Origin of the sequence: Hymenobacter telluris, from assembly GCF_017313265.1 — a bacterium.
Taxonomy (GTDB): domain Bacteria; phylum Bacteroidota; class Bacteroidia; order Cytophagales; family Hymenobacteraceae; genus Hymenobacter; species Hymenobacter telluris.
Genome location: NZ_JAFLQZ010000002.1, coordinates 241,107 through 255,407, shown reverse-complemented (window position 1 = coordinate 255,407; position 14,301 = coordinate 241,107). Strand labels below are relative to the sequence as shown.

The window sequence follows — 14,301 nt, the reverse complement described above, 5'->3', positions numbered from 1 at the left end:
ACTAGTATCTACACCCCTACCTTCTCCTCACTCCCTAACTCGCTGAGGATGCGCTTGGCGACTTGCACGGTTTTCACTTCCTCGATGCTGACGATGAGCTGCTCTTTGCGCTCCTTCATGCTGGCCGTGCGGGTGTGGGTTTGCACGTAGCTGAGGATGTTGCCGAAGGTGTCGCTCTGGAAGTAGGGCTCGTTGTTGGTGGCCGAGATGTAGCCTTTGAGCAGGTTCTTCTTCAGCGTCAGCTTCTCGAAGCCCACCTGGCAAGCCTGCCAGCGCAGCCGCACGATGTCGGCCAGTTGCTCCACTTCCGCCGGCAGCGGTCCAAACCGGTCCACTATGCCGGCCACCAGCTTGCGCAGCTCCTCGGGGCTTTTCACCCTATCGAGCTTGCTATACAGCTGCAAGCGCTCCGACACGCTGCTCACGTAGGAGTCGGGAATCAGGATTTGCAGGTCCGTTTCGATGTTGCACTCCTTGGGGCCGCTGTCCTTGATGGCGGCTTGCAGGCGCTCGGTCGGGTCGCCGAGGAACAGGTCGCGGAACTCGGTTTCCTTGAGCTCCTGCACCGCCTCGTCCAGAATCTGGTGGTAGGTTTCAAAGCCCAGGTCGTTGATGAAGCCCGACTGCTCGCCGCCCAGCAGGTTGCCCGCCCCCCGGATATCCAGGTCGCGCATGGCCACCTTGAACCCGTCGCCGAGGTCCGAGAATTCTTCGAGCGTGCTCAGGCGCTTGCGGGCATCACTGGGCAAACCGGCCACCGGCGGCGTGAGCAGGTAGCAGTACGCCTTCTTGTTGGAGCGGCCCACGCGCCCGCGCATCTGGTGCAGGTCACTGAGGCCGTGCATGTGGGCGCGGTTGATGATGATGGTGTTGGCGTTCGGAATATCCAGGCCCGACTCAATCAGGTTGGTGCTCACCAGCACGTCGTAGTCACCGTCCACGAACTTCATCATGCGCTTTTCCAGCAGGTCGCCTTCCATCTGGCCGTGGATGGTGGTTACGCGGGCATCGGGCACCAGGCGCAGCACCATGTTGGCCAGCTCGTCGATGTCTTTCACGCGGTTGTGCACGAAAAACACCTGCCCGCCCCGCTTGATTTCGCGGGCCACCGCGTCGCGCACCAGCAGTTCATCAAACACGTGCAGCTCGGTTTGCACCGGCTGGCGGTTCGGGGGCGGCGTGGCAATCACGCTCAGGTCGCGGGCGCCCATCAGCGAGAAGTGCAGGGTACGCGGTATCGGCGTCGCCGACAGCGTGAGCGTATCCACGTTTACCTTCAGCTCCTTGAGCTTGTCCTTGGTTTTCACCCCGAACTTCTGCTCTTCGTCGATGATGAGCAAGCCCAGATCCTTGAACTTGATGTCTTTGTTGGTGAGGCGGTGTGTGCCAATCAGGATGTCGGTTTTGCCCTCGGCCACCCGGCCCAGCGTCTCCTTGATCTGCTTGGTGCTCTTGAAGCGGTTCACGTACTCCACCGTCACGGGCAGGGCCGCCAGCCGCTCCCGGAACGTTTTGTAGTGCTGCATAGCCAGGATGGTGGTGGGCACCAGCACGGCCACCTGCTTGCCATCGGCCACCGACTTAAACGCCGCCCGAATAGCCACTTCCGTCTTGCCGAAGCCCACGTCGCCGCACACCAGCCGGTCCATGGGGTGGGGCACTTCCATGTCGCGCTTCACGTCTTCGGTGGCCTTGGCCTGGTCGGGGGTGTCTTCGTAGATGAAGCTCGATTCCAGCTCGGCCTGCATAAACGAGTCCATGGCGAAGGCGTGGCCGGGCGCGGTTTTGCGCTTGGCGTACAGCCGAATCAGCTCGGCCGCAATGTCCTTCACCTTTTTCTTCACCGACTTCTTCTTGTTCTCCCACTCCGGCGAGCCCAGCTTGCTCATGTTCGGCGGCGTGCCCTCGGCGCCCGAGTACTTGGCAATCTTGTGCAGGGCGTGGATGCTCACCGTCAGCACGTCGTCGTCACGGTACACCAGCCGGATGGCCTCTTGCACCCGGTCGTTGATTTCCACCTGCGTCAAGCCCGCGAAACGCGCAATGCCGTAGTCCTGGTGCACCACGTAGTCGCCGGGGCTCAAGGTGCGCAGCTCCTTCAGGGTCAGGGCTTTCTTCTTCGAGAACTTACGCCCTTCCTGCGCCCGGTAGAACCGCTCGAACAGTTGGTGGTCGGTGTACACCACCAGTTTCAGCGTCTCGTCCACGTAGCCCTCGCGCAGTCCCAGCAGCAAGTGCTGAAACTGTACGTTGTTATCGAGTTCGTCGAAGATGGTCCGCAGCCGGTCCGCCTGTCGCACCGATTCGGCCGCAATGATATTGGTGTAGCCTTTCTCCTGGTTTTCGTGCAGGTTCTTCACCAGCCGGTTGAAGTCCTTGTTGAAGCTCGGCTGCGGCTTGGCCGTGAACTGAAACTCCTCGGCCCCCGCCTTGTAGTGGAACCGTTTGCCGAACTCCACCACTGCAAAGCCTTCCAGCAGCTTCTTAAACGACTTCCCCGTCTCAAACAGGTCCTCGGGCTTGCTCACGATTTGAGTGCCGCCCGCCGTCAGCAGCAGCTCCTGGAAGCCCGCCTCGGCCTTGTCGAACGATTCTTCTACCACGTCCAGGGTTTGGCGCATGTCCTTGGCCCACACCGTGGTGTTCTTCGGAATGAAGTCCAGGAACGCCTCCCGCGTTTCTTGCAGCAGCTTGGTTTGCACGTTCGGGATGATGCTCACCTGCTCCCGCTTCTCCACCGACAACTGGCTTTCCGGGTCGAACGTCCGGATGGTTTCCACCTCGTCGCCGAACAGCTCTATCCGGTACGGTAGCTCGTTGGCATACGAGAAGATGTCCACGATGCCGCCGCGCACCGCAAACTGCCCCGCCTCATATACAAAGTCGGTCCGCTCGAAGTCGTACTCGGCCAGCATCTCGCTGATGAAGTTCACGTCCAGCTTGTCGCCGTTCTTCACAATGAACGTGTTGGCTACCAAGCTTTTCTTGTTGATTACCTTCTCGAACAGCGCCTCCGGGTAGGTGATGATGATGGCGCCGGCCGTGTCTTTCACGCTGGCCCGCGCCCCCTTTTTGGTCTTGGGCTTGGCGGCGTCTTCCGCGTCTTCGGTGGCTTGCTCAGCGGCGGTTTTGGGGCCGCGGTGCGAGTTCAGCTTGTTCAGCACCTCGGCCCGCATCAGCACATTGGCGTTTTCTGTCTCGTCGAAAGCGTAGGGCCGTTTGTAGGAACTCGGGAACAGCAACGGCTCCTCATTAGGCAGCAAGTGCTGCAAGTCGGCCAGGAAGTACGCGGCTTCCTCCCGGTCGTGCAGAATGAACAGGTGATGCTGGTCGGGAAATGCTGTATGCATAGCCGCGGCCAACACTGCATCCTGGCTCCCAACAAGGCCGCGCAGGTGCAGCCGTGGGTGCGCCACGGCCTCAGCCGGCGCAACCCCGCGGAGCGAGTTGCGCGTAGCCGGGTTCAGGCGGGCTCCCACCGTCATAACGGTAGGGTCGAGAGAGTATAGCTGGAGAAAATCAGAAACCTTCAAAGCGGCGGATAGTCTAGGAGAGGAAGCAAAGGTAGAAGCCCGGCCGGACGAACATCCGGTCGGGCGACACTATAAAACGGTGCGCCACGGCACACGCTATCCAATACCACCGCCTGCCCCCGAAAGTTTCCGCAACATTTTCGTGGTGTGCGTTGTACCTTCCAACTTCACGCGCTTAACCCGGCTCTGCTACCCTCTTCATGACAGAACCAACTCACGAGCCCGCCGGTCAGGATTGGGACCAGCTCCTCGACCACCTGCGCCAGCTTCGCCAGCAAGTCCAGGAGCACGGCCCCCTCGCCCCCGAAGAGCAGGAAGAAGCCGCCAATGCCTTCCGGCAAGGCATTGCCCTGCTCGAAAACCAAGTGGACGATATCCGCACCAGCAGCAACCTCAAGGGCAGTTCGGGCCAATGGTAAGCCGCATTGCCGGCTTTGCTGTTCAGGTTCGGCAATGGTTTTAGCCAGCGTGCTGTAAATAGTTGGCAGTTGAAAATCAGCCCTTCATAGAAGGAATAAGCCAATCTGACGAAATCATTATTGTGCTGCTGATACAATCTTTACTATTGTACTCTCGCTGGCTGCAATGTAACCAGTGGCTTGCTATAGTCTATTTATCCTGTAATTGCTCTTGCGCGGTTCTTCTCACCTGGCCATTGGCCTTATTACCGGCGTTGCCATTGGCGGCTTAGTAGCTGGGGTAAAGTTTTCGCCGGCCGGTATTGCGCTGGCTGGTTTTTCGGCCCTGGCGCCCGACCTCGACCATCCTGAATCCCGGCTCAGCAAACGGCTGGGCTTCGCGCAGAACTACGTGCGGTGGGCCTTCGTGCTGGTAGCAGCGGGCTTGGCGCTCTACACGCACTTTCTGGAGCCGCCCGGCCCGGATAGGCGCATGGGCTTTACGGCGGCGTTGGCGTTTGGGCTGCTAGGAGCGGCCATGCAGGGTGGCTCGGCCCGCAAGCTGGCGCTGCTGTTCACGGGCCTGAGCACGGTTATGGCGGGGCTCTACACTGGCTACGTTTGGCTGAGCATGGTGGGCTTGTTTGTGGCCGTGGCCCCGTTTACCGCGCACCGCTCCTGGACCCACACCATCTGGGCGGCCGGCCTCTGGACCTACATCGGCCACTTAGCCAACCAGAGTTTGGGCTGGCACGGCGTAGCGCTATTCGCCGGCGGGGGCTATGCATCTCACTTACTGGCCGATACGCTTACCAAGGCCGGCGTGAAGTGGTTTATGCCCCTTACTGATACCTGCCTGAAAATCCCCCTTATCCGAACCGGTTCGCCGAGTGGTAACTTACTGGAAGTGAGCATCTGTACTGGCTATGGACTGCTGGTACTCGGCCTGGTAATCGGAAAGATGAATTTTTAAAGTTGGACGACCATTTATTTAGAATTGCGTTATCCAAGGATTTTTTTAACACTTCGTCAAATGGCTTATGCAACCAAGAATGCGCAAATCGTGTTATTCAAGCACTTGTGTATCAACACAGAAAGAAAGTAGTAGCGTAATCGTGCTACCCTGGCCTGAATAAAAGTGGCTCTATTCCACTTGAAGTCAGACCTTCAAGATTACGGCATTATTTGTGGCGTACGTTTAACTGCAATAAATTAGCGCTGAAGCTGAACCGTAGCACGGGATAGAAGAGGAGAGACTTCAACTGATTTTCAATCTGCACCATATAAAATATATATTTCCTAATATTACATTAATACCAGGCGTAGCAGCTTTCCTACACAGCACATTCCTGGCTGGCCATTGGGATTATCAGTGGAAAAGAGAAACTTGCTTCCTCATATCTTCTTCATCCTAACAGCCGTTTCTTATTGCCTGCGACTAATTTGTGCGTAGGCACTCACTTGATCCGCCTTTGTAAAGAAGTGGTTATCACGCACTACTACTTTTCCAACTTCGACGTCAAAACTCCAAGCTTTGTACCTTTGCTCAGGTAGGTAACCCTCCTGAGTTTTACCGCCTCCGATTACCCGCTCCCTTATATCACACACACCTCTTGCTTACCTCCAACCCTTTTTTTCAGTATGAACCAGATAAATAGCCCTCTGATTAGGATCGGCGTCTTCTACGACGGCAATTATTTCCTTAAGATCAGTGATTACTACTACTTCCAGCATGACCGTAAGGCTCGTATCAGCCTGGAAGGCCTACACGAATTTATTCGCCACCAAGTGGCAGAGGAAGAAGACGTTGATTTGCGTCTGAGCCGAGTTATTGATTCCCATTTCTTCCGGGGCCGTCTTTCGGCTACGGAAGCTCGCGATAAAGACCGCCTGTTCCACGACCGGCTGCTCGACGATATCCTCATGAACATGGGTATTGCCACGCACTACATGCCCCTCAAGACCCGCGACGGTCGTTTGCAGGAAAAAGGCATCGACGTGTGGCTGTCGTTGGAGGCCTTGGAGCTGACGCTGCATAAGAGCTACGACGTAGTAGTGCTGATTGCCGGCGACTCCGACTACGCACCGCTCATCAAGAAGCTCAACACCATCGGCACGCGCGTCATGCTGCTGAACTGGGACTTCAAGTACGTTGACTTCAAAGGTGAAGCCCGCGTAACCCGCGCCTCGCAGCACCTGTTGGAGCAAGCTACCTACCCCGTGCAGATGCACGAAATCATCGACCAGGGCCTCACCGATGGGGACGAGCTGATTGAAAGCATGTTTGTGAACACGCCAGAGCCCGTGGCTTTCCCAGCCCCAGCCAAGCCCGTTCGGCCCACCGGCCCTACGGCTGCCGGTCCGGTTGGCACGGTAGGTATCAGCACCATCAAGAACCTGAAAAACGGTTTCGGTTTCGTGGTGATGCCGCCCAACAACCTGTTCTTCAGCTACGCCGACATGTCGGAAGGCGACTTCAACGAGCTGCGCGAAGGCGACTGGGTGGAGTTCACCGTAGGCCGCAACCACCGCGACGAAGACTGTGCCCGCAACGTGCGCAAAGTAGAGGCCCCTCAGATGGAGGAAGGCGACGAGTATGACGAGGAGCACACCGAAACTGAGTCGGCCGACTCATCGGAGCGCCTGTAGTTTTCGTAGTAGCGTATCATTTGCTTATTGAAAAGCCGCCGGTATTCCGGCGGCTTTTTGCTTTTCTACTAGTGGCAAAATCAGGCTAGGTGCAGCTTACTTCACTTCGCCTAGTCCGGCATCAGGAAATAACAGCTGATGGAAATTACGCTTGTCGGCGGGGTAGCGGTTGAACGTGCCCATACCGCGGGCTACCACCAGCTGGTTACGGGCAGGGCAGCTGATAACGGCACTGCTTACTACCAGCGTTTTGCCGCTGTGCTCCACGGTGCCGCGTGCCACCAGGTTGTCGTGCAGATGCACCGGGTGCAGGTAGTTGATTTTAAATTCCACTGTGGATACCAGTTCCCCAGCGGTGAAGGCTAAGGAAAGAGCCGCCGCGCCCAACGCCGCATCCATCAGGCCCGCCAGCACGCCCCCGTGGCAAGTGCCCGGCGACGACAGATGCTCGTCGCGGATGGTCATGGTGTACTGCACTACGCCGGGTTGCTGCACAGTCAGGTCCATGCCATTCACGCGGCCGTAAGTATTTATTTGGTTGTAGATGGCCACCAGCGTGGCTACATCGGGGAGTTGTTCCATGAGAGAAAAATCGGGGAATTGAGTGAGCGTAGCAGACGTTTTTGCCGGGCAAGCTACCCGAAGGTACCGGTTGACTACTGCGCCAACTCCTTGCTCATCAGAAAATGCGGAATGCTACCAAACAGCGTGTGCGACGGCGCCACAATAGCATAGCCTAGCCGCACATAAAACGGTACCGCGGCTTGGCGGGCGTGCAGCACTATTTCGGCGTACCCCAGCTGCGTGGCTACCTCCTCCAGATACCCCAGCAGCTCGCGGCCGATGCCGTGGCCCTGCCAGGCGGGCGCTACGGCCATAAACCGAATCTGCCCCCGCCCCTGCCCTGCCGACTGGAGCATCCCGACGCCGGCTACTGCATCCGTTGGCATCAGGCACAGCGCGTGCACAGTGGCGGGGTCTTCGTCTTCGGGTACCCGCTCCGACCCAACCGGCTGCTGCCAGGGTTGGCGGAGCACTTCGTAACGCAACTGGTAGTAAGCCGACCACTCAGCCGAGGTTTGGGGGGAACGAACAGCCATAACGAACCTGATTGTAGCAACGAGGAAAGAAAGCTAAAACGGAATAACAAGGCTATAAGGTAAAGCAGCCCCTGATGTTTTTACGGCGCAATTTTCCTGCTTCGTTGCCAGGTACGTACTTCACTGTTTTCCGCAAATATTCGTACACCAACTTCCTACCTTTGCCCTCCGCTTAACCTAAAGGCGGCAGGCTTGCCTGCTTCCTGTTTCTTTTAACCTTCTCCTTCTCATGGCCTCTTTTGATATTGTAAGCAAAGTGGACCCGCAAACCCTCGAAAATGCGGTAAACACAGCCAAAAAAGAACTTCAAACCCGCTACGACCTGCGCGACACCAAAGGCGGGATGGACCTGGATAAGAAAGCCAACACCATCTTGCTAAGCTCGGAAAACTCGATGCGCGTGAAGGCGCTGGAAGATATTTTGCTGGCGCGGGTGGTAAAGCAAGGTATTGATGGCACCGCCCTCGATTTCACGGCCGAAGAGCAGCCCAGTGGCAACCTGGTGAAGAAAACCATCAAGGTGCGGGCCGGGGTAGATAAAGAGGCGGGCCGCAAAATCGTGAAGGCCATCAAAGACGCCAAGCTGAAAGTGGAAGCCCAAATGCAGGACGACCAGGTGCGCGTTACGGCCAAAAAAATCGACGAGCTACAAGCTGTTATTGCCCTGCTGCGCCGCACCGACATTGGCCAGCCGCTGCAATTTGTGAATATGAAAAGCTGATTGCTGGATGCTGATTGTTGAATTGTTGGGCATCTAACGTCCAATCTTGCAATAATCAACCGCTTCGCAATTCAACAATCAACAATTCAACAACCAACCAATGCACTTCGACTTTTCGGTATTCTCCGACCCGCAGACCTGGGTGAGTTTGCTCACGCTGACCTTCATGGAAATCGTGTTGGGTATCGACAACATCATTTTTATCTCCATCATTGTCAATCGGTTGCCGCATGAGCAGCAGGCCCGGGGCCGTACCATCGGGTTGCTGCTGGCGCTGCTGTTCCGGATTGGGCTGCTGCTGAGTATTTCCTGGATTGTGGGGCTGAAGTCGGCGCTGTTCACTTTGAATCTGCCGTGGATGAATGAGCCGTTTGGCGTAACCGGCCGCGACCTGATTCTGCTGGGCGGCGGCTTGTTCCTGATTGGCAAGAGCACCACCGAAATTCACACCAAGCTCCAAGGTGAAGAAGACGAAAGCACGGCTAACGGTAAAGGTGGCGCGTCAATGGGTAGCATCATTTTCCAAATCATCCTCATCGACATCGTTTTCAGCTTCGACTCCATCCTGACGGCCGTCGGGCTGGTTGATAACGTGCTGATTATGATTGCGGCTGTTATCCTGTCGATGGGTGTAATGCTGGCCTTCTCGGGTGTGGTAGCCGACTTTGTGAACCGCAACCCAACCATCAAAATGCTGGCTCTCTCTTTCCTGATTATGATTGGGGTGATGCTGGTAATGGAGTCGTTCCACAAGGAAATAGAGAAGGGCTACATCTATTTTGCCATGGCTTTCTCGCTGGTAGTGGAAATCCTGAATATGCGCTTGCGTAAGAAAACTTCCCCCGTGCATCTGCGTGAGTCGCAATACGATTAGCGCAACCGGTAGCCCGGTTAGTGACTTTGTAAAAAAAGGCCCGCAACTCTAGTTGCGGGCCTTTTTTATAGCTACTGCCTGTACCTCAACGGGGGCATATTGCTCACACAAAAAACAGATACACCACCATAAAAAAGGCGGCCAGCGAGTTGGCAAACCCCAGGTTGAAAGCCCGATCAGGCCGTACATCCAGAAAAATCACCAGCACGGCGCTGCCTGCTACCAGCACCGCCAACGACCAGAGCAAATCAAAATTGCTGATTTGCAGCGTATTGCCTTGCATTTTACCGGAGTTGATGGTCACGTTTTTCACCTTCCCGAACCACGGCGTCTGCTCTACCATCACCTGGTCGCCTTTAGCTAGGTCAATGGTACTGTTCACTTTGAAACTGGTGTTTTCGGTGAAGATGCGGAAGTAGTACCAGTCGCCCCTTTTGGTTCTGCTGGATACCCGTTCGGTTTCCTGCACCGTTTCATCAGGCAAGATTTCCGTGCGGTTGAAGTCTACGGCAACTAGCAGCACGCACAGCAAACTGGCGTAGGCGGCCATCCGAAAGCGGGGCAACGCCCGTTGAATTTCGGCAGCGTAGCGGATATGCAGCGGAATGTGCTTGGGGTCCTGGTTTTGCAAAAAGGGTATCCGGAAGCCTCGGCGCGGCGCAGTTGGAGCGGATTGCGGTTTGGGCGCCACCTCATCTAAGGTGAATACAGGAGGAAGTGGCTGCCGCTGCCGGGCCAGATGAGCATCGTAGCGGAGGCGGCGCCCCCGGTCGCCCAGCGTTTCGTAGGCTTCGTTCACGGCCAGGTACCGGCGGTGCTGGGTGGGGTCAGTGGTACGGTCGGGGTGCGTCAGCAGCACCAAACGGCGGTAGGCCCGGCGAATGTCGTCGGGACTTGCGCGTTCGTCGAGCTCCAGAATAGCGTAATATGTTTTCATACGGCCAATAATTTCACTACCTCCTCAGCCTGATCCTGCACTCGCCGCACGGCCAACTCTAATAGTCGACGGTTTAACTCGGGGCGGTGCTGGCGGTAGTACGCTAGCTCGTCGCTAGTAAAAAGGCCACTCACTATTCCTATTACTGTGTAACGCAGCTTCACGTTGCGAGTAAGCAGTTCAGTGAGTAGCCGTTGCTGGTCGGAAACGGAAGCGGTGGCTAGCGGCACGTGGTGGTCGCGCACGAAATCGGCTACTACGGCCAGTAGCAGCTCGTTCTGCATTTTGAGCACTGGCCGTAGGGTGTGGTGTAGAAAGTCGCCGGCGGTGGCGTCGCCGGTAGCGGGTGCTACTGCAAGAGCGGGGCGTAGCGCCAACAGCGCGGCATCAGAACGAAAGGACATTGGCACAGGCAATTAAGCTGCAAATAAACGCACTACATGCCCTACATACTAAAAACCCGCCTGGCTTGGTTGCCAGACGGGTTCCGATACTTGAAAAGAAAGAGACTGGAGAGCTTAGTGCTGCACCACCACTTTCTTGGTGATAGTACCTTCTGAAGTCGTCAGGCGTACTACATACACACCGGCGCTCAGGTCGGCAGTCTGTAGCTTCACACCTTCCTGCTGCACCGTGTGGGCCGCCACCGACGACGAGCGTACCACCTGGCCCATCAGGTTTACCAGCTCCACTCCTACCGACGCCTTGCTGTTCACTTGCGTGCGCACCAGAATCTGGCTGTTAGCCGGGTTCGGGTACACTTCCAGCAGCTGTTCGTTGAGGCGCTTGGCTACGCTGAGCGTAGGTGGCAGCGAATAGCCAGCCGTTTGATCGGTAATAACAGCGCTGGAACCCTGCACGGCGTTGAAGCCCATACCCCGGCGGGCAAATACCTGCCAGATAAGCGCCGAGTTGGCGGCATTGTTCAGGGCAGAATCCGCCTTGAGGATGCCGTTGCGGCCATCGAGGAAACCGGGGCGGCAGCCTTGCAGCTTCAGGCCTTCAATTACCAGGCGCAGGGCCACGTTGTTGCCGCCAGTCAGGGCTTTGAGGTCGTTGTTGTAGCCGTAGCGGCCAATCAGGGCCCAGTTCAAATCCCAGAGCGTAGCCGCCCAGATTTCGCCTATTGCGTGTACGGCCGTGTAGGGGCTTGCTCCCAGGTCAGCATACGTTAGGTCGTTGAGGGCCATATTGGTGCTGTACATCTGCGTCCGGATACCGAAGCCAGTAGTGGGCTCGTAGGAAGCATACGTTCCGATACCACGGGGCGTAGTACCCAGGTCGCCGGGCTTGGTGGTCATCCACAAAGCAAAAAAGTCGCTCCAGCCTTCGCCCATTTGCTCGGCGTTGTTGAGGCAGGTAGCGTTGGCGGCACCGCCGGTCAGACGACCAGAAATACCGTGGCCGTATTCGTGCGCCACAATGCCGTTGTCGAAGTCGCCGTCGCGGCGCGGTGCGGAGCCAGCCGTAATCGTCACCGTCTGGCCGGCATCAAGCGCCGTTTTCAGCCGAATACCATCGTTGTAGGAAATGAACACCGACGGAATGCGAATACCAACCGAATCGGGAGCGGTGCCGGCCATGGTTACCAGCGCGGCAGCGTTCGGAATACTGTCCATCATGACAACCATGCGGGCGCCAGCGTCTTGGGCAATTTTAATCTTTGCCGAGAAGTTGCATTTGCCCCGCCGAATCAGTGCAATATTGCCGTTCACAGCGGCGGCGTTTACCAGCGGGGTGTTGCAGCCACGGGTCGGCTGAGCCGAGCCATCGTTTACGGCCACCAAATTGCCAGTGATAGGGCCTACGGCATTAAGCGTCCGGCCATTGTTCCCTTCTGCTACATTCAGTGGGCCAGCCAGGGCAGTAGGTGCCGTAACGCTCACCGAGGTCAGCCCCGACCACTCATACATTTGCATGCGTGGAGGCTGCCCATCGGCCGTTATTGTAAAGTTGGCATTGTTCAGGTTGGGAGTTGCCAAACCGGCTCCATCCTGGGCTTCGGCACGCACAGGGTCGTTGCCAATACCCGTATTGGAGTAGTTTTTCACCTGGAAGTTGCCGGCGGCTTCCGTAAAGCCTTTCGAGGCCATTACGTCGTGCATCAGGTTGTTCCAGTAGAACAGGTTGGTTACCGCCGCATCCGAGTTGGTGGTAGGCTGCGCGGCGGCAGCAAACGGGAAGTCGAATACCTGAGTGGCCCCGCCATCAGGGCTGGCTCCTTTGCGGAAGGTATTGAGTCCGTTCCGGTCTAGGTACGCATACACGTTGTTGCCCTTGGTATTGGTGGAGTCAGCACCAGCCACCCCGTTTACATCGTGCCAGCCGAAGGGCGAGTACATAGCGTCGGCCGGATTCACCACCAATTGGCTGGCCCCATGGTTTGGGCTTTCGATGGTGAGCGGGAATACGCTATAGGAGTTGGGTACGGTTACGCGGTTGCCGGTGGTAGGCTGCGAGGTTACCTGAGGCCAGGTTTGGGTAGCCAAGCTGCGCTGGGTAAGCTCAGCAAATGACACCGGCTCTGAAATCGTGTAGTCGGCTTGGTCGAGTAGTGCGCCGGTGCTGGCGTCTACGCGCACATTCCAGTAGTGCTGCGCGTCGAGCGTCGAGATGGTAACGTCCCAGGCCAGCGCCAGTTCCCCACTCGGCAAGGGCTGATACATCAGCTTTACCAGAATGTCATCCAGTGAAATACCGCCTTTGCTGAACACCAGGCCGGCAGTGGGCTGGCCATCTTTCACCACGCTTAGCGCGCGCGGGGCTGGCAGGCTCAGCGCACGAGCGGCAGCGGCTACACCTTGTGCCGCCGTTAGGCTGGGGCTGCTGGTACGGGCTTGGGCGGCTACGTTGGGCAGGAAACTGTGGCGCAAAGCCACCAGCTTGCCGTTGGCGGCTACGGTGGCGTTTGCAACGGCACCGTACACTTCAATGCCTTGGTGGCGCTGGCGCAGATAGATGTGCGTCAGGCCAGTGCTGGCATCGGTGTGCTGGCTGGTAACAACGGGGTTCAGCAAATCCTGTTCGCTCAGTCCTTGCCGGGTGGCCTGCGCAGTGAGAGCCGCCAGGGCGCGGGACAAGGGTTGTTGCTGTGCAGTTGCCAGGGTGGGCAGGCCTAGCACGGCCGCAAAGGCCAGTACCCGGCAGCCCGACATAGTAGAAGTTAATTTCATCCAGTGAAAGTGATAGGAAGGAGATGGAAAAGAAAAGCGCAAAGTGGCAACCGCCCCGCACCTGGCAGGGCTAAGTTTCAAATCTAAACAGAATCTGATGAAATACAGTCTACTGTTCAGCCCGCAGGCCATCTTGCGTTACCGACGTACCAGACCCGGATAGCTAATTGACTATCAGGTTATAGCTCGCGGCCGGTGGTGAAGCCCAGCTTGCTCAGGAAGTCCCAGAGTACCACGCCCGCCGCCACGCTCACGTTGAGGGAATGCTTGGTACCAAACTGCGGAATCTCCACGGCGGCGTCGCAAAAAGCCAGCACTTCGTCTTCCACCCCAAATACCTCGTTGCCCATTACCAGCGCGTGGGGCCGGGTTGGGTCGGGCTGAAAAGCCGGCAGCTGCTGGCTGCCGGTGGTTTGCTCCACGGCTACCAGCACGTAGCCGGCCGCCCGGAGCTGCTGCAAGGCGTCCAGCGTAGTAGCGGCGTATTCCCACACCACCGACTCGGTAGAGCCCAAGGCAGTTTTGGTGATTTCGCGCTGCGGGGGCCGGCCAGTAATGCCACAGAGCCAGATTTTTTCAATGGCAAAGGCATCGGCGGTGCGGAAGGCGGCGCCCACGTTGTGCAGGCTGCGCACGTTGTCGAGCACTAGGGTGAGGGGGAATTTTCGCGTATTTTTGAAGTCTGCCACCGTCAGCCGGTTCAGCTCTTCCATCGAGAGTTTGCGCATAATTGCAAAGGTAGGAACACGCCCGTAGGTGGCTGCTGTTAGCTTGCCGAACCGCCTGCACCGCCAAGCTCCAGCTTGGTGAATCGTTGCACCACTACCGTTGCCACGATGCCTACGTTGCGTACCAACGCCTCACCAAGCTGGAGCTTGGTGTTACATTCTGCCCTAGTGAAAACAAGCACCGCCGC

General features: G+C 57.3%; 12 protein-coding genes. 5 read left to right on the top strand and 7 right to left on the bottom strand.

Annotation, left to right across the window (positions count from 1 at the left end; all coding sequences use genetic code 11):
* Positions 1 to 8 precede the first annotated feature (8 nt).
* Positions 9 to 3,533 carry a transcription-repair coupling factor gene (gene mfd / locus J0X19_RS03420; RefSeq protein WP_242581944.1) on the bottom strand — a complete coding sequence of 1,175 codons (3,525 nt, stop codon included), beginning with the start codon at positions 3,531 to 3,533 and terminating at the stop codon, positions 9 to 11.
* Positions 3,534 to 3,733: 200 nt separating this feature from the next.
* Between mfd and J0X19_RS03415 the strand changes: the two genes are divergently transcribed.
* The 3 genes from J0X19_RS03415 (at position 3,734) to J0X19_RS03405 (ending at position 6,580) form a co-directional block, all read left to right on the top strand.
* On the top strand, positions 3,734 to 3,952 hold the full coding sequence (locus J0X19_RS03415) for a hypothetical protein (RefSeq protein ID WP_206981135.1): 219 nt from the start codon (positions 3,734 to 3,736) through the stop codon (positions 3,950 to 3,952).
* Between the two features lie 211 nt (positions 3,953 to 4,163).
* The gene (locus tag J0X19_RS03410) at positions 4,164 to 4,904 is read left to right on the top strand and encodes a metal-dependent hydrolase (protein WP_206981133.1); all 741 of its coding nucleotides are present in this window, start codon (positions 4,164 to 4,166) and stop codon (positions 4,902 to 4,904) included.
* 668 nt (positions 4,905 to 5,572) lie between these two features.
* Entirely contained in the window at positions 5,573 to 6,580 is a 1,008-nt protein-coding gene (locus tag J0X19_RS03405; protein WP_206981131.1) for an NYN domain-containing protein, read from the top strand.
* 96 nt (positions 6,581 to 6,676) lie between these two features.
* Here J0X19_RS03405 and J0X19_RS03400 read toward each other — a convergent pair whose 3' ends face one another.
* Together J0X19_RS03400 and J0X19_RS03395 are read right to left on the bottom strand one after the other, a co-directional pair.
* Entirely contained in the window at positions 6,677 to 7,162 is a 486-nt protein-coding gene (locus tag J0X19_RS03400; RefSeq protein WP_206981128.1) for a PaaI family thioesterase, read from the bottom strand.
* Between the two features lie 74 nt (positions 7,163 to 7,236).
* Positions 7,237 to 7,680 (bottom strand): GNAT family N-acetyltransferase, encoded by a 444-nt coding sequence (locus tag J0X19_RS03395; protein WP_206981126.1) that lies wholly within the window; start codon positions 7,678 to 7,680, stop codon positions 7,237 to 7,239.
* 229 nt (positions 7,681 to 7,909) lie between these two features.
* On the opposite strand from J0X19_RS03395, the gene J0X19_RS03390 reads away from it, so the two are divergent.
* On the top strand, positions 7,910 to 8,401 hold the full coding sequence (locus tag J0X19_RS03390; protein ID WP_206981124.1) for a YajQ family cyclic di-GMP-binding protein: 492 nt from the start codon (positions 7,910 to 7,912) through the stop codon (positions 8,399 to 8,401).
* A 100-nt stretch (positions 8,402 to 8,501) separates the two neighbouring features.
* Entirely contained in the window at positions 8,502 to 9,275 is a 774-nt protein-coding gene (locus J0X19_RS03385; protein WP_206981122.1) for a TerC family protein, read from the top strand.
* 103 nt (positions 9,276 to 9,378) lie between these two features.
* Here the strand turns inward: J0X19_RS03385 and J0X19_RS03380 are convergent, their stop codons facing one another.
* The 4 genes from J0X19_RS03380 to J0X19_RS03365 all read right to left on the bottom strand — a co-directional run bounded on the left by J0X19_RS03380 (position 9,379) and on the right by J0X19_RS03365 (position 14,113).
* Positions 9,379 to 10,212: a J domain-containing protein gene (locus tag J0X19_RS03380; protein WP_206981120.1), complete on the bottom strand. Its 834-nt coding sequence runs from the start codon at positions 10,210 to 10,212 to the stop codon at positions 9,379 to 9,381.
* Positions 10,209 to 10,616 carry a hypothetical protein gene (locus tag J0X19_RS03375; RefSeq protein ID WP_206981118.1) on the bottom strand — a complete coding sequence of 136 codons (408 nt, stop codon included), beginning with the start codon at positions 10,614 to 10,616 and terminating at the stop codon, positions 10,209 to 10,211. The genes J0X19_RS03380 and J0X19_RS03375 overlap by 4 nt, the downstream gene beginning before the upstream one ends.
* 114 nt (positions 10,617 to 10,730) lie before the next feature.
* Positions 10,731 to 13,385, bottom strand: a complete 2,655-nt coding sequence (locus J0X19_RS03370) for a T9SS-dependent M36 family metallopeptidase (RefSeq protein ID WP_206981116.1) — start codon at positions 13,383 to 13,385, stop codon at positions 10,731 to 10,733.
* A gap of 179 nt (positions 13,386 to 13,564) precedes the next feature.
* Positions 13,565 to 14,113 (bottom strand): RNA methyltransferase, encoded by a 549-nt coding sequence (locus J0X19_RS03365; RefSeq protein WP_206981113.1) that lies wholly within the window; start codon positions 14,111 to 14,113, stop codon positions 13,565 to 13,567.
* Positions 14,114 to 14,301 lie beyond the last annotated feature (188 nt).

Bases quoted from the DNA above. Each gene is read 5' to 3' on its own strand.
- J0X19_RS03400 (WP_206981128.1), bottom strand. From the start codon at position 7,162: ATGGAACAACTCCCCGATGTAGCCACGCTGGTGGCCATCTACAACCAA.
- J0X19_RS03365 (WP_206981113.1), bottom strand. From the start codon at position 14,113: ATGCGCAAACTCTCGATGGAAGAGCTGAACCGGCTGACGGTGGCAGAC.
- J0X19_RS03375 (WP_206981118.1), bottom strand. From the start codon at position 10,616: ATGTCCTTTCGTTCTGATGCCGCGCTGTTGGCGCTACGCCCCGCTCTT.
- J0X19_RS03405 (WP_206981131.1), top strand. From the start codon at position 5,573: ATGAACCAGATAAATAGCCCTCTGATTAGGATCGGCGTCTTCTACGAC.
- J0X19_RS03380 (WP_206981120.1), bottom strand. From the start codon at position 10,212: ATGAAAACATATTACGCTATTCTGGAGCTCGACGAACGCGCAAGTCCC.
- J0X19_RS03390 (WP_206981124.1), top strand. From the start codon at position 7,910: ATGGCCTCTTTTGATATTGTAAGCAAAGTGGACCCGCAAACCCTCGAA.
- J0X19_RS03395 (WP_206981126.1), bottom strand. From the start codon at position 7,680: ATGGCTGTTCGTTCCCCCCAAACCTCGGCTGAGTGGTCGGCTTACTAC.
- J0X19_RS03385 (WP_206981122.1), top strand. From the start codon at position 8,502: ATGCACTTCGACTTTTCGGTATTCTCCGACCCGCAGACCTGGGTGAGT.
- J0X19_RS03370 (WP_206981116.1), bottom strand. From the start codon at position 13,385: ATGAAATTAACTTCTACTATGTCGGGCTGCCGGGTACTGGCCTTTGCG.
- J0X19_RS03415 (WP_206981135.1), top strand. From the start codon at position 3,734: ATGACAGAACCAACTCACGAGCCCGCCGGTCAGGATTGGGACCAGCTC.